At 65.5% G+C, this 17,892-nt stretch carries 16 protein-coding genes; 11 read left to right on the forward strand and 5 right to left on the reverse strand.

What is annotated here, in order from left to right:
- The 6 genes from ACQR03_RS32120 to ACQR03_RS32145 all read left to right on the forward strand — a co-directional run.
- A partial coding sequence (locus tag ACQR03_RS32120; protein WP_434848914.1) for a chemotaxis protein CheW occupies positions 1-378 on the forward strand: 378 nt, incomplete at its 5' end.
- Positions 379-408: 30 nt separating this feature from the next.
- Entirely contained in the window at positions 409-798 is a 390-nt protein-coding gene (locus tag ACQR03_RS32125) for a response regulator (RefSeq protein WP_315716971.1), read from the forward strand.
- Positions 799-827: 29 nt separating this feature from the next.
- The gene (locus tag ACQR03_RS32130) at positions 828-1,697 is read left to right on the forward strand and encodes a CheR family methyltransferase (RefSeq protein ID WP_315750716.1); all 870 of its coding nucleotides are present in this window, start codon (positions 828-830) and stop codon (positions 1,695-1,697) included.
- 34 nt (positions 1,698-1,731) lie between these two features.
- The gene (locus ACQR03_RS32135) at positions 1,732-2,055 is read left to right on the forward strand and encodes a PilZ domain-containing protein (RefSeq protein ID WP_315716973.1); all 324 of its coding nucleotides are present in this window, start codon (positions 1,732-1,734) and stop codon (positions 2,053-2,055) included.
- Positions 2,056-2,252: 197 nt separating this feature from the next.
- The gene (locus tag ACQR03_RS32140) at positions 2,253-2,762 is read left to right on the forward strand and encodes a response regulator (RefSeq protein WP_315750717.1); all 510 of its coding nucleotides are present in this window, start codon (positions 2,253-2,255) and stop codon (positions 2,760-2,762) included.
- 461 nt (positions 2,763-3,223) lie between these two features.
- Complete coding sequence (locus ACQR03_RS32145) at positions 3,224-3,859, forward strand: response regulator transcription factor (RefSeq protein WP_315750719.1); 636 nt, start codon at positions 3,224-3,226, stop codon at positions 3,857-3,859.
- Positions 3,860-3,973: 114 nt separating this feature from the next.
- Here the strand turns inward: ACQR03_RS32145 and ACQR03_RS32150 are convergent, their stop codons facing one another.
- The 3 genes from ACQR03_RS32150 to ACQR03_RS32160 form a co-directional block, all read right to left on the reverse strand.
- Positions 3,974-7,585 (reverse strand): PAS domain S-box protein, encoded by a 3,612-nt coding sequence (locus ACQR03_RS32150; RefSeq protein WP_316201943.1) that lies wholly within the window; start codon positions 7,583-7,585, stop codon positions 3,974-3,976.
- Positions 7,566-8,000, reverse strand: coding sequence for a response regulator (locus tag ACQR03_RS32155; protein ID WP_315750724.1), 435 nt, complete (start codon positions 7,998-8,000; stop codon positions 7,566-7,568). The genes ACQR03_RS32150 and ACQR03_RS32155 overlap by 20 nt, the downstream gene beginning before the upstream one ends.
- 382 nt (positions 8,001-8,382) lie before the next feature.
- Positions 8,383-9,093, reverse strand: coding sequence for a GntR family transcriptional regulator (locus tag ACQR03_RS32160; RefSeq protein WP_315750726.1), 711 nt, complete (start codon positions 9,091-9,093; stop codon positions 8,383-8,385).
- 124 nt (positions 9,094-9,217) lie between these two features.
- Here ACQR03_RS32160 and ACQR03_RS32165 point away from each other — a divergent pair, with 124 nt between their 5' ends.
- From ACQR03_RS32165 to ACQR03_RS32185, 5 genes are all read left to right on the forward strand, one after another.
- Positions 9,218-10,249 carry an ABC transporter substrate-binding protein gene (locus ACQR03_RS32165; RefSeq protein ID WP_434842299.1) on the forward strand — a complete coding sequence of 344 codons (1,032 nt, stop codon included), beginning with the start codon at positions 9,218-9,220 and terminating at the stop codon, positions 10,247-10,249.
- Positions 10,249-11,013: an ABC transporter ATP-binding protein gene (locus tag ACQR03_RS32170; RefSeq protein ID WP_315750730.1), complete on the forward strand. Its 765-nt coding sequence runs from the start codon at positions 10,249-10,251 to the stop codon at positions 11,011-11,013. Before ACQR03_RS32165 ends, ACQR03_RS32170 begins: the two co-directional genes overlap by 1 nt.
- An 11-nt stretch (positions 11,014-11,024) precedes the next feature.
- The gene (locus ACQR03_RS32175; protein ID WP_315750732.1) at positions 11,025-11,885 is read left to right on the forward strand and encodes an ABC transporter permease; all 861 of its coding nucleotides are present in this window, start codon (positions 11,025-11,027) and stop codon (positions 11,883-11,885) included.
- Complete coding sequence (araD, locus tag ACQR03_RS32180; protein WP_316201945.1) at positions 11,882-13,618, forward strand: L-arabinonate dehydratase; 1,737 nt, start codon at positions 11,882-11,884, stop codon at positions 13,616-13,618. Before ACQR03_RS32175 ends, araD begins: the two co-directional genes overlap by 4 nt.
- Before the next feature lie 121 nt (positions 13,619-13,739).
- Complete coding sequence (locus ACQR03_RS32185; RefSeq protein WP_316201946.1) at positions 13,740-14,459, forward strand: ribonuclease activity regulator RraA; 720 nt, start codon at positions 13,740-13,742, stop codon at positions 14,457-14,459.
- A gap of 97 nt (positions 14,460-14,556) precedes the next feature.
- On the opposite strand, the gene ACQR03_RS32190 is transcribed toward ACQR03_RS32185, so the two are convergent.
- Both ACQR03_RS32190 and ACQR03_RS32195 read right to left on the reverse strand, forming a co-directional pair.
- On the reverse strand, positions 14,557-15,498 hold the full coding sequence (locus tag ACQR03_RS32190; protein WP_315751903.1) for a transposase: 942 nt from the start codon (positions 15,496-15,498) through the stop codon (positions 14,557-14,559).
- Between the two features lie 287 nt (positions 15,499-15,785).
- Positions 15,786-17,885 (reverse strand): S9 family peptidase, encoded by a 2,100-nt coding sequence (locus ACQR03_RS32195; protein ID WP_434842300.1) that lies wholly within the window; start codon positions 17,883-17,885, stop codon positions 15,786-15,788.
- Between the last annotated feature and the right edge of the window lie 7 nt (positions 17,886-17,892).

The raw sequence follows: 17,892 nt of genomic DNA on the forward strand, positions 1-17,892 counted from the left end.
CAGGACGTGTTCATGCCGGAGCGGGTGACGCGGGTGCCGCTGTCATCGGCGGAGATCGCCGGGGTCCTGAACCTGCGCGGCCGCATCGTGACCGTCGTCGACATGCGGGCGCGGCTCGGCCTTGCCCGCGCCGAGGACGGCAAGCCGCCTATGGCGGTCGGCGTCGATCTGCGCGGCGAGTCCTATGGTCTCCTGATCGACCAGATCGGCGAGGTGCTGCGGCTGTCCGAGGAGGGCCGGGAGGAGAACCCCGTCAATCTCGACCCGCGCATGGCGAAATTCGCCGGCGGCGTGCACCGCCTCGACGGCCAGCTGATGGTCATTCTCGACGTCGATCGCGTGCTCGAGCTCCTGCCGAAGGCGGCAATCGCCGCTTAGCCCGTCAACCGTCGCATAGGGGAAACAACAATGAAGAGCTGTCTGGTCGTGGATGACTCCAGCGTCGTGCGCAAGATCGCACGCCGTATCCTGGAGGAGTTGGGCTTCTCCGTCGTCGAGGCGGAGGATGGCGAGCGGGCGCTCGAGATCTGCACCAAGAGCCTGCCGGACGCCATTCTGCTCGACTGGAACATGCCCGTCATGGACGGTTATGATTTCCTCGGGCGCCTGCGCCGGCTGCCGGGCGGCGAAGGCCCCAAGGTGGTGTTCTGCACCACCGAAAACGACATCGATCACATTTCGCGCGCGCTGAACGCCGGCGCCAACGAATACATCATGAAGCCGTTCGACAAAGAGATTGTGGCCGCCAAATTCCAGGAAGTTGGTCTCATCCAGGCGCTGTCAGCCGAATCCGCCTGATCCCTTCGTCTGCCCAGAAGAGGCCGCCCGTGAACCAGCCTGATTATGAGTTCCTGCGCAAGCTGCTTCGAGACAAGTCCGGTCTCGATCTGTCTGCCGACAAGCAATATCTGATCGAGAGCCGCCTGCTTCCGCTCGCGCGCAAGGCCGGCCTGGCCAGCATCAGCGATCTCGTCCAGAAGCTGAAGGACGGGTCGAGCGCCTTGATCAGCCAGGTCGTCGAAGCGATGACGACCAACGAGACGTTCTTCTTCCGCGACAAGGTCCCGTTCGATCATTTTCGCGACGTGATCATGCCGGAGCTCCTCAAGGCGCGCGCCAACCGCAAGTCGATCCGGATCTGGTGCGCTGCTTGCTCGACCGGCCAGGAGCCGTATTCGCTGGCGATGTCGCTCAAGGAGATGGGATCTGCGCTCAGTGGATGGCGCATCGAGATCATCGCCACCGATCTGTCGCAGGAGGTGCTGGAGAAATCGAAGGCCGGCCTCTACAGCCAGTTCGAGGTGCAGCGCGGGCTGCCGATCCAGCTTCTGGTCAAATATTTCAAGCAGGCAGGCGAACTCTGGCAGATCAATTCCGACGTGCGCGGCATGGTCCAGCATCGCCAGCTCAATCTGCTGCACGACTTCTCACAGCTCGGCACGTTCGACGTCGTGTTCTGCCGCAACGTGCTGATCTATTTCGATCAGGACACCAAGATCAACATCTTCGGCCGGCTCGCCAAGCAGATGGAGCCGGACGGCTTCCTCGTACTCGGTGCGGCGGAGACCGTCGTCGGCCTCACCGACGTGTTCAAGCCGCTCGCGGACCGGCGTGGCCTGTATCGCCCGAGCGGGATCGCTTCCGCGGCGAAGGCGTCCGCTCCGGGAATGCCCAGGATCGCGGCCGCGGGCAACTAGATGTTCCCGCAGCCCAATAGAGCAGGACGCGAAGATGTCTGACGACAACAAAGGTACGGAGCGCGTCACCTTCAGCCGTGGTTACGATGTCTGCATCATGGGCATCGACGGGACCTGGCGCAGGGACTGCCAGCTCAACGCCATCTCGGACACCGACGCGGTGCTGACGGTCGAGGGATCGATCCAGGGATTGAATCTGAAAGAGTTCTTTCTGCTGCTGTCCTCGACGGGGCTCGCCTACCGCCGCTGCGAGCTGGTCCGGGTCAACGGCTCCGAGATGGACATCCAGTTCATCAAGGGAAAGAACAAGAAGAAACGTGGCAACGCTTCCGCCGGCCAGGAAACGACCGTCAACTAGTTCGCCTTGCGGCAGCACGGCGCATTGCTCGCCCGCCGCTCGGGAAACTTCCGCGCGCGGAGCGACGAGGAGACGCGCCGGCCCGGGTCCTGCGCAAGTCCTAAGACGCGTGGCCTTTTTTCCGAGAGCCGCTTTACGTCGCCGCAGGGTCGGACGTGTATGACAACGACGTCGGTCAAATTTTCCAGGGACGGCCAATGCCGGTCATGAGTTCGGAACTTGCATCCAGCCGGTCGGAGCGCGCCGATGATGGCGAACGGCGCGCGCTGCAGCTCTTGGTCGTCGACGACGACGCCGCGCAGCGGACGCTGATCGCGCTGGCGGCCAAGCAGGCCGGCCACGCCGTGACGGTCGCGGCCACGTGCAGCGATGCGATCCGCGAGGTGCGCAACAACCGCTTTGACTGCGTGACGCTCGATCTCATGCTCGAGGATGGCGAGGGGACCGAGGTCCTCAAGGTCATCGCAGATACCCGCTTCGCCGGTTCCGTGATCGTGATCAGCGGCATGGATGCGGCAAAGCGAATTGAGGCCCGGCTGTTCGCGCGCTCGCTCGGGATCGACCTGCAGAGCCTGCCGAAGCCAGTCGATCTGGCAGCGTTGCGCATCTGCCTGGCGAATCTCGGCAAGACTGTGCTCGGCCTGCCCGTGGTTCACACCTGGGGCGGCGTCGCCGCCGAAAGTGTTGCCGCGAAGCATCGGTCCTGACAGAGCTGCATCGGCGCAAGCCGCGGTCCAGGGCGCAAAATCCTATGCAACGTCCGAATCCCGCCGATCTCTGATCAAAACGAGGGCAAGGCCGGCTGACGGCTGTACGTCTTGTGTCAAATGCCGTGCAGATTTTCGTGGGCTGAGGGCCGTGCACGCGTCCGCCGCCGAGCATGTCTGTGGGCGTGGTGCACGTGGGCAACGCCGATGCGATCAGAGTTTGATGTCGATCATGACGCTGTCGGCGTTGATGTGTTTTTGCAAGGCAGCATGCTGCCCGAGACGACTGCCTTGAGATCGTGTCCAGATCATGGTCTCGTGAAGGCGATCACCGATCTGCAGCTACTACTTGTGGGTTAGGATCATAAACCGTACAAATACGGGTGCCCAAAGCACCCGACGAGTATGGTATCATAAGACGCGCTTTCATTGTTTCTTCTCCTTTGCAAGAGCAATCGCCCATGGCCGAACAAACAGCTTCCCGCGGTGAGATTTTTGTCGTCGATGACGACCCAGCCGTGCGCGACACCCTCTCGATGGTCTTGTCGGCAGGTGGGTATGAAGTGATCTGTTTTGCGGACGGCGCCGCGCTCCTGGCGGTGGCGCGGAGCAGGACACCGGCCTGTATCCTGCTCGACGTGCACATCCCCGGAAAGTCCGGTCTCGACATTCTCAGGGAACTGCACGGCGAGGACTATCCGGCTCCGATCTTCATGATCTCGGGCCAGGGCGACATCCCGATGGCCGTCAATGCGATCAAGAACGGGGCGCTCGACTTCATCGAGAAGCCGTTCCGCGGCAGTGAGATCGTGGCCCGTCTGAACGAGGCGATCGGCGCGTTCGCGCGGCGGCAGAAGGAAAATGCCTCGCCGAAGATCGGCTCGCTGCATTTCCCCGGCCGCGAGCCGCTGACGCGGCGCGAGCGCGAGGTCCTGGAACAATTCACGGCGGGGGCCTCGAACAAGGAGGCGGGGCGCACGCTGGGCATCAGCCCGCGCACGATCGAGGATCACCGCGCCAACATCATGAAGAAGCTCGGCGCGCGCAACGCGGCCGATCTGATCCGCATCGTGATGACGGCGTCGCGCGCCAATTGAGCCGATGGCCGGGCCGCCCGCACGGGGCCTCAAGCTGGAGTAGCGGCAACCGCAAGCGCCAGGCCGCGTTGGTCGGGCCGCATTGGCCAAGCCTCGTTTTTCAAGCCTGGTTTTTCAAGCCTCGGTCGCGGCGAGCGCCTTGCGGATCATCTTGGCGAGCTCGGATTTGCGGTACGGCTTCGGCAGCAGAAGAATTCCTTCGTCGAGCCGGCCGTGATGCACCACGGCATTCTCGGTGTAGCCGGAGGTGAACAGGACCCGCTGCGTCGGACGAATCCGCTGGATCTCGGATGCGAGCTGGCGGCCGTTCATCGTCCCCGGCATGATGATGTCGGTGAAGAGCAGATCGAACGGCTCTCCGGCATTGGTGATCGCCAGCGCTTCGGCGGCATTGGCCGCCTCCAGCGTCGCATAGCCCAGTGCATGGAGCTGGGCGAGAACGTAGCCGCGCACCAGCCGGTCGTCCTCCACCACCAGGATCGTCTCCTGGCCGCCCTGGATCGCCGGCGCGTCGCCCGAGGGCTGCGTGATCGCTTCTTCGCTGCCCGGCGGCAGGTACATCCGGATCGTGGTGCCGTGGCCCTCTTCGCTGTAGATCCTGATGTGGCCGGCCGATTGCTTCACGAAGCCGTACACCATCGACAATCCGAGCCCCGTCCCCTTGCCCGGCCCCTTCGAGGTGAAGAACGGATTGAACACCTTGTCGATGATGGCGGCGGGAATGCCGCTGCCACTGTCGCTCACCGCGATCATCGCATAGCGACCGGGCCGCACGTCGTCGTAGAGACTTGCGTAGTTCTCGTCGAGGTCGGCCCAGCCGGTCTCCAGGATGAGCTTGCCGCCATTCGGCATCGCGTCGCGGGCATTGAGCGCGAGGTTGATGACCGCCGTGGCGAGCTGGTTCGGATCGACATGCGCCACGCAGGTCTCGTCCTGGAAGACGGACTCGATCTCGATCTGCTCTCCGAGCGTCGGCCGCAGCAGCTTGGCCGTGTCGATCATCAGCGTGTTGACGTCGACCTCGCGCGGCTGCAGCGGCTGCCGGCGCGCAAAGGCGAGCAGATGCTGGGTGAGATCGGCCCCGCGCGCGGCGGCCTCGTCGATCATCCTGGTGATCGCGGCGAGCTGCGGCTCCTTGGCCACGGCCGCGGCGAGAATCTCGATCGTGCCGGTGATCACGGTGAGGATGTTGTTGAAGTCGTGCGCGATGCCGCCGGTGAGCTGGCCGATCGCTTCCATCTTCTCGGACTGGCGGATCCGCTCCTCGGTCGCGATCTTGTCGGTGAGGTCGCGGAAGAAGCCGTTCAGCACGAACCCGTTGCGGGTCTTCAGCGCGGTCACGCTGAGCTCGGCCTTGAACTCGCGGCCATCGCGCCGCTTCACCATGACCTCGCGTCGGCGGCCGACGCCGAGTGCGCTCGCTTGTCCGGTCATCAGGATGCGGCCGAGCGCGGCGCGCAGCTCCTCGCCGACGTCCCCGACCGTGATCACGTCGAAGACGTCCTTGCCGATGATCTCGGCGCGCGACCAGCCGAAGATCTTCTCGGCCTGGGAGTTCCAGTTGAGAATGGCCCCGTTGTCGTCGACCTGGACGAAGGCATCGAGCGCGGTCTCGACGATGTTGCGGGCGAGCTGTTCGCTCTCCCGGAGCGTCTCCTGCGCCAGCCGGCTCTCGGTCATGTCGCGGCCGATGAAGAAGTGGCGCTGCACCGGCTCCGACCAGTTCGAGGTCCAGGACAGCGTCACCACGCGGCCGTCCTTGTGGACGTAGCGGCAGTCGGAGGTGCGCGCCCGAAGGCCGAGGCGCGAGGCGCGAAGCTCCTCGCGTGCTTTGGGTAGATCGTCCGGGTGGATGAAATCCGCGCCGCTGCGGCCGATCATCTCCGCCGGCGTATAGCCGAGAATCGCCTCCACACTCGGTGAGACCTGAACCAGGATGCCATTGCGGTCGGTGATGAGGATCAGGTCCTGCGACGTCTCGAAGATGCGCCGCCGTTCCTCGGTCTGCTGGCGCAGCGCCAGTTCGGTCCGGCGGCTCTCGGTGACGTCGCGTGCGATCTTGGAGGCGCCGATGATCTGGCCCGTCGGTGATTTGATCGGCGAGACGCTGAGCGAGACCTGGACCAGCTCACCGTCCTTGCGGATCCGCACCGTCTCGAAATGCTGGATCCGCTCGCCGCGGGCCATGCGCGCCAGAAGGTCCTGGGCCTCGGCCATGCGCTCGGGCGGCACGAGGAAATCCGCAAGGCGGCCCACGGCCTCCTCGGCGGAGTAGCCCAGCATGGCCTCGGCTGCCGGATTCCAGGCGGTGATGGTGCCGTCCAGCGACAGCGTCACGATCGCGTCGTTCGACGATTCCACCGCGGCACTGTAGAGCCGTTCGCGGGCGGCGAAATGGTCGCGCGCTGCTTCGGTCAGGTAATGCTCCTGGACCTCGCGCTCGAGCTCGGCGGTCTTGGTGCGAACCTCGTCCAGCACGCGGGCGAAGGCGCGCGCCAGCACGCCGGTCTCGCCGACCGCCTCGAGCGGGATATTCACCGCCTCGCCGCGCCCCACGCCCTCGACGGCCTGGGTCAGTTGGTTGATCGGCCGCGTCAGCGAGCGCGCGACCACGAAGGCGAGCGCGGCCGCGCACAGCATCGCGATCAGGCCGACCTCGATCGCCGTCTTGCGGATGGCGAGGGCGGGCGCCATGAAGGCGGTGTTCGGGATCGTCTCGATCACCGCCACCCATTCCTGTCCCGCGAGCAGCGCCGGCGCGAAGGCGACACCGCCGGGACGATCGGCTTCGTCGTGCAGGATCTGCGCGAAACCCTCGGCGCTGCCGGTCGCGCCGGCGAGCGTCGGAAAATCGTCCTGCCATCGCGTCGATCGGCCGCGTTTCGAGGCGAATTCCCGGTCTGATTCGGGATGGAAGAGATAGTCGCCGCGGGCGTTCACGACATAGAGCTGCGCGCCCGGGCGGGCCGCCGTGCGCAGATGCGCGAAGATCGGGCGCATGTCGAGATCGACCATCAGGATCGCGTACGGCTTGCCGTCCGGCGCGAACACCGGCGTGCCGACGCACAGCATCGGCACGCCTGTCTTGGGGTCCGTCGTGTTGCCGTCGAGAATGATCGGCGAGAGCCGGATGCCGCCGGGCGGCAGGCTCAGCGTCTCCTTGATGTAGTTGCGCTCGCCGCGCGTGATCAGCTCGTTCTCCGGAACGATCCGCACCGTGTTGCCCGGCCCGAGCCGGTCGACCCGGATCAGCTCGCGATAATCGTTCTCGATCCCGACCAGGCGGATCATCGCGTAGGTCGGCTTGGCCTGCAGCTCGGCGAAGTAGCGCGTTGCGACCCGCTCGCGCCACGACTGCGCCGGCAGCCCTTCGCGGGGATCGGGAGCCCCCGTCTTCAGCGTGCGCATCAACGTCGCCAGATTCGGCGAGGCGCGATAGCCGTTGATGTCATTCCGGGCGCTGCCGACATAGTTTTCGAGCTCGGTCGCCATCAGCCGCGAATGCGACTCGATTCGATCGAGCGCGCGCGGCAACAGCGCCCGCTCGAGGCTGCGATAGCCGAGCCAGCCGACGGCGAACACCGCGATCGCGACCAGCAGGATCATCGCGATCGCCAGCCGCGTCGTCAGCGTGAGGCGGCCGCCGAACCGCGGCGCCTCGCTCGCGCGCTGCGCGCCGCTGAGCAGGAGCCCTTCGGTTCGGCCGTCAGGATTTCGGAACAGCATCTTGGCCTGGCCGGGGTCGAGCAGCCCGATCGCCTGCCGATGCCAGGCATTCGGAAACCATCGTCAGGAGGGCTGCCGGTTTGAATGGCTTGGGCAATGCGGACACCGCTCCCAGCCTGGTGGCCATGGTAAGATAGTCGGGCTCGGTCACCGAGGTCGGGGTGTGGGCACGTCCCGAGGTCATGATGATCGGAACGCCCGGCGTGTGCTTGAGGATCAAGCGCATCGCCTCCAGCCCGTCCATGCCCGGCATGAAGATGTCCAGGATCACCAAGTCAAAGCTCTCGCTCTTGAAGCGGACGAGTGCCTTCTGGCCGTCGCCGGCGATGCCGACGACGTGACCGGCCCGTTCGAGCACGCGCTGAATTGTCAGCTGCATGAGCGGATCGTCGTCCACGACCAGAATCTTCGCCACGCTCCGCATCTCCCGATTGGCTGGCAGCAAGACCAACGGTCAGTTGTAAGGTTTTGCCCAATTCGCGGCGCGCCGCAAGCGTTTCGCCGGGCAAGTCACATGCAGGATGGGGCGCGGTGATCGATGTCCTGTACGGGACAAGGGTGGACTATCCGGGCGCCGGGCCTGCATTCGAGGCGCTCGCGCCGTAGTTGCATGGCACGGAGCGCTTCACAATCGCCTCGTCCTCGCGCCGAATGCACAATATTTGAGCACATGTGTGAGGGTTTGCGATCCCAGGTGGCGCGACAGACGGTGCGGACCAGCACGGGACGAAGTGGCCACAGACGACATGCCGGCGTGCGGCGTGACACCGCTCACGTCCTCCGATTGGGCGGGGCCGCTAGCCACTGAGATAGTCTGGCCAGCGGCCGCGAATGGTCGCGAGGTCGCTCAGCGTCCCGGTCAGGTGCTCGCGCAGATGCGTCTGCGCGTCGTCCGGCCGGCCGGCGGCGATCGCATCGACGATCTGCTTGTGATGGCGCAGGATCGTCTGCGCCTTGCCGGGCGAGGGCAGATGCAGCCGGCGCAACCGGTCGATGTGACCGCTGCGGCTGCGCACCAGGGTCCATAGCTCGTGCTTGTCCGCGGCGGTGTAGAGCCGCTCGTGAAATGCGTTGTCGACCACCGTGAATGACGCGAAGTCGCCGTCCTTGGCGAATCGCCGCTGCTGGGCGATCAGAGCATGGAGTTCGTCGATCGGCGCCGCCGCAGGCCGCAGCGCGAGCAGGCGCACGATCTCGAGCTCCAGCGCCTGGCGCAGGAATTGCGCCTGCTGCGCCCGACCAACATCGATGCGGCTGACCAGGGTCGCATGCTGCGGGAACACGTCGACGAGGCCTTCCTCGGCGAGGCGCATCAGCGCGTCGCGGATCGGCGTCGAGCTGAGGCCGAACTCGGCCTGCAGCGCCGGCCGCGACAATGGCGCTCCCGGTGGGAGCGCGAGGGCGATGATCTGGTCGCGCAACCGCTCGAAGACCTGCGGTGCCGCGCGCCGGCTCGGATCGAGCCGTTCGGGCGGGAGAACCGCAGCAGGCGTCGCGGGCAATGCCATTTGGTGGGACGTCCGGCTCGAATGTCGCAGGGGGAGAACAGCCCTTGTCAGAGATGCACTAATGCATTAGTGCATCTCTCCGCCGGCCGTCAAGAAGGAGCCGGCACGCGAGGAGGGATGTCCCATGTTCGAGAAGTTCGCGCGCTCGGCCGCACGAGCCGCCGGCCTGCTGGCCACGCTGCTGGTCGCGGCGGCCTGGAATGACGCCGCGCAGGCCCAGCAGAAGACCGAAATCTCGCTGTCGCGCCAGCCTGGCATCTTCTACATGCCGAGCCACATCATCGAGAAGAACAAGCTGATCGAGAAGCATGCGGCCGCGCTCGGCGTGCCCGGCGTCACCACCAAATGGCTGACCTTCTCCGGCGGCGGCGCGCAGACCGATGCGCTGTTGTCGGGCAGCGTCGACATCCTCAACACCGGCACCGGCAATCTGCTGCTGTTGTGGGATCGTACCCGCGGCGGCGTGAAGGGCATCGTCGCCACCTCGGCGCAGCCGATGACCCTGATCAGCCGCGATCCCAACATCAAGTCGATCAAGGACTTCGGTCCCAGTGACAAGATCGCCGTGCCGACCGTCAAGGTCTCGACCCAGTCCATCGTGCTGCAGATCGCGGCCGCCGAGGCGTTTGGCGCCGATCAGTGGAACAAGCTCGACGCGAACACCGTGCAGCTCGGTCACCCCGACGCCTATACGGCGCTGTCGAACCCGCAGCACGAGGTGCACAATCATTTCTCGATCCCGCCCTACACGTTCCTCGAATTGAAGAACGTGCCCGGCGCGCATGTCGTGATGAATTCGCCCGACGTCATGGGCGGACCGCTGAGCCAGGCGCAGTTCTTCACCACCACGAAGTTCGCCGACGCCAATCCGAAGATCATCCAGGCGGTGCGCGATGCGACCAAGGAAGCGCAGGACCTGATCCGCAGCGATACCAGGACGGCGGTCGAGATCTACAAGGAGATCACCGGCGACAAGACCTCGGTCGATGACCTGCTCGCCTGGCTCAAGGAGCCCGGAATGATGGAATGGAATCTGGAGCCGCAGGGCACCATGAAGTTCGCGGCCCATCTCGCCAAGATCGGCACCATCAAGACCCAGCCCAAGGCCTGGACCGATTATTATCTCCCCGTCGCGCATGATCTGAAGGGCAACTGATGTCCGCGCTGCTCGACGTCGATGGCGTCACCCTGCGCTACAAGACCTCCAGCGCGGTGATCACCGCGACGGAGCGGGTCGGCTTCTCCGTCGACCGCTCCGATCGCTTCGTGCTGCTGGGACCGTCCGGTTGCGGCAAGTCGACCTTGCTGAAGGCGGTCGGTGGCTACATCAAGCCGAGCGAGGGCCGGATGCGCATCAACGGCCGCGAGATCACCGGTCCTGGTGCTGACCGCATGATGATCTTCCAGGAGTTCGACCAGCTGCTGCCGTGGAAGACCGTGCTCGCCAACGTGATGTTCCCGCTGCTGACGGCGCGGCGCATGCCGCGCAAGGAGGCCGAGAGCCGCGCCCGCACCTATATCGAGAAAGTCGGGCTGACGCGCGTCGTCGATGCCTATCCGCACACGCTGTCGGGCGGCATGAAGCAGCGCGTCGCGATCGCCCGGGGCATGGCGATGGAGCCGGACATCCTGCTGATGGACGAGCCGTTCGCCGCGCTCGATGCGCTGACGCGGCGCACCTGCCAGGACGAGCTGCTGCAGTTGTGGAACGAGACGAAATTCACCGTCTTGTTCGTGACGCATTCGATCGCCGAAGCCATCAAGATCGGCAACCGCATTCTGCTGCTGTCGCCGCATCCCGGCCGCGTCAAGGCCGAGGTGGTCGACGTCGACAAGGTCTCGGCCGAGGACGGCAGCGCGGCGCGCCTGGAGAAGCAGATCCATGATCTCTTGTTCTCCGAACCTGCAACGACGCATTGAGGACGGCGCCCATGGCTGAAGCCAAGATCATCCTGCGCGATACGTCGGCCGCGAGCGCCGCGCCTGCAGATGTCGCGCGCAAGCTCGGCGTGCTCGAGCTGCTGTGGAACGACGGCTTCGTGCGCAAGAGCCTGATCATTGTCTTGCTCGCCGCGATCTGGCAGGCCTATGGCAGCTATCTCGACAATCCCCTGCTGTTCCCGACCTTCTCCGACACCATCGCGGCGCTGTGGGAGAAGGTCCGCGACGGCACCATCCCGATGCGCGTCTGGACCTCGCTGAAGGTGCTGTTCATGGGCTATGCCGCAGGCATCGTTCTCGCGGCGATCCTGACTGTGCTCGCGATCTCGACCCGCATCGGCACCGATTTCCTCGAGACGATCACGGCGATGTTCAATCCCTTGCCGGCGATCGCGCTGCTGCCGCTGGCGCTGATCTGGTTCGGGCTCGGCAGCGGCAGTCTCGTCTTCGTGCTGATCCATTCGGTGCTGTGGCCCGTCGCGCTCAACACCCATTCCGGCTTCAAAAGCGTCTCGAACACGCTGCGCATGGTCGGGCGCAACTACGGTCTCAGCGGCTTCTCCTATGTGATCCGAATCCTGATTCCGGCGGCGTTCGGCGCCATCCTCACGGGTTTGAAGATCGGCTGGGCCTTCGCCTGGCGCACCCTGATCGCGGCCGAGCTGGTGTTCGGTGTCTCCTCGGGGCAGGGCGGCCTCGGCTGGTTCATCTTCGAGAACCGCAATCTGCTCGAGATCCCCGCGGTGTTCGCTGGCCTGCTGACCGTGATCCTGATCGGTCTCGTGGTCGAGAACCTGATCTTCCGCACCATCGAGCGCAAGACCGTGCTGACCTGGGGAACGCAATCATGAGCCACAAGAAGAGCCCCGATCAGCTGCGCAGCGCGCGCTGGTTCGCGCCCGACGATCTCCGTTCCTTCGGCCACCGCTCGCGGGTGATGCAGATGGGCTATGCCCAGGAGGAGTGGAAGGGCCGTCCGGTCATCGCCATCGTCAACACCTGGTCCGACGCGCAGCCCTGCCACATGCACTTCAAGCAGCGCGTCGACGACGTCAAGCGCGGCGTGCTGATGGCCGGCGGTTTCCCGATCGAGCTGCCTGCGCTGTCGCTGTCGGAGTCGCTGTTGAAGCCGACCACGATGCTCTATCGCAACATGCTGGCGATGGATGTCGAGGAGCTCTTGCGCGGCCACCCCGTCGATGGCGTCGTGCTGATGGGCGGCTGCGACAAGACCACGCCGGCGCTGCTGCTCGGCGCCACCAGCATGAACCTGCCGGCGATCTATCTCCCGGCCGGGCCGATGCTGCGCGGCAACTGGAAGGGCAAGACGCTCGGCTCCGGCTCCGACGCCTGGAAGTACTGGGACGAGCGCCGCGCGGGCAAGCTGTCGGACGCTGATTGGAACGCGATGGAAGCCGGCATCGCCCGCAGCCACGGCACCTGCATGACCATGGGGACGGCCTCGACCATGACCGCGATCGCGGAAGCGATCGGCATGACCTTGCCCGGCGCCTCGTCGATTCCGGCTGCCGATGCCGAGCACATCCGCATGAGCTCGGAATGCGGCCGCCGCGTCGTCGAGATGGTGTGGGAGGACCTGACGCCATCGAAGATCCAGACCCATCAGGCGTTCGAGAATGCGATCGCGGTCGCCATGGCGATGGGCTGCTCGACCAACGCCATCATCCATGTGATCGCGCAGGCGCGCCGCGCCGGCGCCGATATCGGCCTTGATGATTTCGAGGCCGCCAGCCGCAAGGTGCCGGTGCTCGCCAATGTCCGGCCGAGCGGCGACGCCTATCTGATGGAGGATTTCTACTACGCGGGCGGGCTGCCCGGCCTGATGAGCAGGATGAAAGAGCATCTCCATCTGGATTGCATGACCGTCAACGGCCGCACGCTGGGCGACAACATCACAGGCGCCGGCGTCTACAATGACGACGTCATCCGTCCGCAGTCGAACCCGATCTATCGCGAAGGTGCGCTCGCCGTGCTCAAGGGCAACCTTGCGCCGGACGGCTGCGTCATCAAGCCTTCTGCCTGCGATCCGCGCTTCCTCAGGCACACCGGCCCGGCGCTGGTGTTCGACGACTATCCCTCGATGAAGAAGGCGATCGACGATCCAGATCTCGACGTCACGGCCGATCACGTCCTGATCCTGCGCAATGCCGGCCCGCAGGGCGGGCCGGGCATGCCGGAATGGGGCATGCTGCCGATCCCGACCAAGCTGGTGAAGCAGGGCGTCCGCGACATGGTGCGGCTGTCGGATGCGCGCATGAGCGGCACGAGCTATGGCGCCTGCATCCTGCATGTCGCGCCCGAGTCCTACGTCGGCGGCCCGTTGGCGCTGGTGAAGAATGGCGACCTGATCACGCTGGACGTCGCCGCGCGCACCATCAATCTCGACGTGCCCGAGGATGAACTGGCGCGCCGCCGCGCCGCCTGGACTCCGCCGGCCCCGCGCTTCGAGCGCGGCTATGGCTGGATGTTCGCCCGCCACATCAAGCAGGCCAATGACGGCTGCGATTTCGACTTCCTCGAGACCGGCTTCGGCGCCGCAGTCGGCGAGCCAGCGATTTATTAGTTCACCCGTCATTCCGGGGCGCCGCGGAGCGGCGAGCCCGGAATCCATAACCACGATCGGGAGTATGGATTCCGGGCTCGCGCTCCGCGCGCCCCGGAATGACGACCGGAGAGAGCAGGACATGACCAAACTCAGCACCGCCACCCGCAACAAGCTCAAGACCGTCTCGACGGCCACGGTCGCTACCGCGCTGTTCAAGCGCGGCCTGCGCATCCAGTGCATCCAGAACGTCCATCCGCTCAGCCCGGCGCAGCCGACCATGGTCGGCGAGGCCTTCACCTTGCGCTACATCCCAGCGCGCGAGGATCTCAACACCATCGAGGTGTTTCGCGACCGCGGCCATCCGCAGCGCAAGGCCGTCGAGGATTGCCCGCCCGGCGCCGTGCTGGTGATGGACAGCCGCAAGGACGCGCGCGCCGCTTCGGCCGGCGCAATTCTCGTGAGCCGCCTGCAGCAGCGCGGCGTCGCCGGCGTCGTCACCGACGGCGGCTTCCGTGACGCCGCCGACATTGCCAAGCTCGGCATCCCCGCCTTCCACCAGCGTCCGAGCGCGCCGACCAATCTCACCCTGCATCATGCGATCGAGATCAACGGCCCGATCGCCTGCGGCGACGCGCCGGTGTTTCCCGGTGACGTCATCCTCGGCGATTCCGACGGCGTCATCGTGATCCCCGCCCATCTCGCCGACGAGATCGCGGACGAGACGTTCGAGATGACCGCGTTCGAGGATTTCGTTACCGAGGAAGTTGCCAAGGGCCGCTCGATCCTCGGCCTCTATCCGGCGACGGATCCGCAGACGCCCGCCGACTTCGCGGCGTGGCGCGCGAAGAACAACAGGTAGCCGCTACGTCCTCGGCTGTCGTTGCGGATGCGACGCCGATTGCGAGGCGAGATTGGCCCCATACTCCGCTGTCGTCCCGGCCTTGAGCCGGCAACTGTTATGTTGATGGAGTGATCGCATAAGGTTTTCGGTCGCGCATCATGGCATTCAGGATGGTTAGAAGCTTCCTGGCGACGGCGATGAGGGCGAGCTTGGCGGGTTTACCGGCTTGGCGCAGACGGTTGTAAAAGATCTTGAAGCGATCGGCGCGGCGGACGGCGTTGAGGGCGGCCATGTAGAGGGCGTCGCGGACACGCTTCCGGCCGCCGCCGATCTTGCGCTTGCCACGATACGCCCCGCTATCGCGATTGAAGGGAGCCAGGCCCGCAAGAGCGGCTACCTCCTTTGGCCCGAGATGGCCGAGTTCCGGCATCTGGGTGATGAGTTGCATGCAGGCGACGGGTCCCACACCGGGCACGGAGCGCATCAGCTGTGCCTGCTCCGCAAGCACCGGCTCGGCTTTGATGAGCGCGTTGATCTCGGCCTCGATCTCGACGATCTCGTCATTGAGGACCTCGATCAGGCGGCTGATGCGTTCGGCCATGGCGCGGTCCTCGGCCTCGCTGCGGCGGTTCTTTTCCTGGGCGCGCATGGCAACCAGTTGATCCCGCCGTTTTGCAAGCCTGGCGAGGGCGCTTTGGGCAGGCGTCATGGCCTGCTCGGTGGCTGGCTGCATGGCGCGCCCAAAGGCTGCCAGCGTTCGCGCGTCGATCGGATCGGTCTTGGCGAGTTGGCCGCTGGCGCGGGCGAAATCGCGAGCTCGAGCCGGGTTGATCCGCGCAAAGCGGATGCCCGCCCGACGCAGGGCCTCGCGCAGTTCGAGGTCGTAGACACCCGTGGCCTCAAAGACCACCAGAACATCGCATCCCCAACGCGCCACCAGCTGTGTGATGGCCTGTGGCCCGTTGGCGATGCGCTCCGGCGCCCCCACGGCTTCATCAAAAATATCGAGATAGGGTTTGCAAACGTCGATTCCGACGCAACGAAAAGGTACGATCACGGTGCCTGTCCCTGTGATGCGAGGTCTGTTGGCGCAGCCTCGTGCAACTGTTCAGGTTGATAAATGGAACGGGCGGGAGACCGAGCCGGCTCACGGCGTCTAGCGCCAAGGACCCAACGGCTTCCCGCCCACCATCATCATGGCAGACTTTCCAGACACAGGGACCCATAACCACAGGCGGTTGTGATGACGAGGGACGTAGCTCCAGCGCGCTCAACAATTGCCGCCGGTGGTTATGGGTCCCTGCGTTCGCAGGGACGACATTGGTGTTCAGGCGCGATCATGGCTCAAACGCTCCGATCTGCCAGACCCACCGCCCATAGCGCGAACGCGTAGACGATCGCGACCTCGTCCAGCCGGTTGAAGCGGCCGGAGGCGCCGCCGTGGCCGGCGCCCATGTTGGTGCGCAGGAGGACCGGCCCGCCGCCGGTCATCGTCGCGCGCAGCCGCGCGATCCACTTTGCAGGCTCCCAATAGGTGACGCGCGGGTCGGTCAGTCCGGCCATCGCGAGGATCGCGGGATACTCCTTGGCGGCGACGTTGTCGTAGGGCGAGTAGGACAGGATGGTGCGGAAATCCTTCTCGCTCTCGATCGGGTTGCCCCATTCGGGCCATTCCGGCGGCGTCAGCGGCAGGGTATCGTCGAGCATCGTGTTCAGCACGTCGACGAACGGCACCTCGGCGACGATGCCGGCGAACAGCTCGCCCGCGCGGTTGGCGACCGCGCCCATCAGCATGCCACCGGCGCTGCCGCCATGGCCGACGATGCGCCTGGCGCTGGTGTAGTTCGCCGCGATCAGCGCCCGTGCACAGGCAGCGAAGTCGTCGAAACTGTTGGTCTTCTTCTCGCGCTTGCCGTCGAGATACCAGCCCCAGCCCTTGTCGGTGCCGCCGCGGATATGGGCGATGGCGTAGACGAAGCCGCGGTCGACCAGCGACAGCCGGTTGGCCGAGAACGAGGCCGGCATCGCATGGCCATAGGAGCCGTAGCCATAGAGCAGCAGCGGCGCCGAGCCATCGGCGTTGAGGTCGCGCCGGTGCAGCAGCGACACCGGCACCTCGGCGCCGTCCTCCGCCTTGGCCATGATGCGCGTGGTGACGTAGTCGGCCGGATTGTGCCCGGACGGAATCTCCTGGCGCTTGCGCAAGGTCTTCGCGCGCGTCACCATGTCGTAGTCCCACACCTCCGACGGCGTCGTCATCGACGAATAGGCAAAGCGCAGATTGGTGGTGTCGAACTCGTAGGAGCCCATCGCGTCGAGCGAATAGGCGCCTTCGTCGAAGGCGATCGCGTGCTCCTCGCCGGATGCGAGATCGCGGATGACGATCGACGGCAGCGCATTGGCTCGCTCCAGCCGCACCAGGTGCCCGGCATACAGATCGTGGTCGAGCACGTAGATGCCGGCGCGGTGCGGAATGAGGTCGCGCCAGTTGGCGCGCTCGGGCGCAGACAGCGGCGCGGTGACGATCTTGAAGTCGATGGCGCCGTCGGCATTGGTCAGGATGAACAGCTCATCGCCGCGATCGGCGATCGAATATTGCACGCCGTTCTCGCGCGCGGCCACGAGGCGTGGCGGCGCCTCGGGAGCGTCGAGATCGATCAACCGTTGTTCGGACGTCTCGTGGTCGCCGCCGGCGATGACGCAGAACCGGCCCGACGTCGACTCGTGCACATGGGTGAACCAGCCCGTGTCCTTCTCCTCGTACACCAGCGCGTCTTCGGCCTGCCTGGTGCCGAGCTTATGCCGCCACACCTGCATCGGGCGGTGATTGTCGTCGAGCTTGACGTAGAAGAAGCTCTTGCAATCGCGTGACCACACCACACCGCCGTCGGTCTCCTCGACCACGTCGTCGAGATCGTTGCCGCTATCCCAGTCGCGGACGCGGATGGTGAAATATTCGGAGCCCTTGGTGTCGGCGCTCCAGGCGACGCGCTTGTGGTCGTGCGAATGCCTGCTGCCGCCGAACTTGAAATAGTCGTGGCCTCGCGCCAGCGCATCGCCATCGAGCCCGATCGTCTCCGCCCCGCCGTTGCGCGGCGTCCGGCAGAACAACTCGTGCTGGCCGCCCTCGCGATACTTGCGGAAATAGGCGTAGGGCCCGTCCGGCGACGGCACCGAGGAATCGTCCTCCTTGATGCGGCCGCGCATCTCCGCGACGAGCTTCTTCTGCAGCGGTGAGGTGTGGCCGAGCACGGATTCCGCATAGGCGTTCTCGGCCTCGAGATAGGCGCGGATATCAGCATCCAGCAGCGACGGATCGTGCAGCACCTCCTGCCACCGCGCGTCTTTCAGCCACGCATAGTCGTCGCTTACGGTGATGCCGTGACGGGTGAAGCTGTGCGGATGGCGCGGCGCCACCGGCGCCTTGGTGCTCAAGTCGGTCATGTCGTCC

It is taken from the genome of Bradyrhizobium sp. HKCCYLS3070 (genome assembly GCF_051167575.1).
Taxonomy (GTDB): Bacteria; Pseudomonadota; Alphaproteobacteria; order Rhizobiales; family Xanthobacteraceae; genus Bradyrhizobium.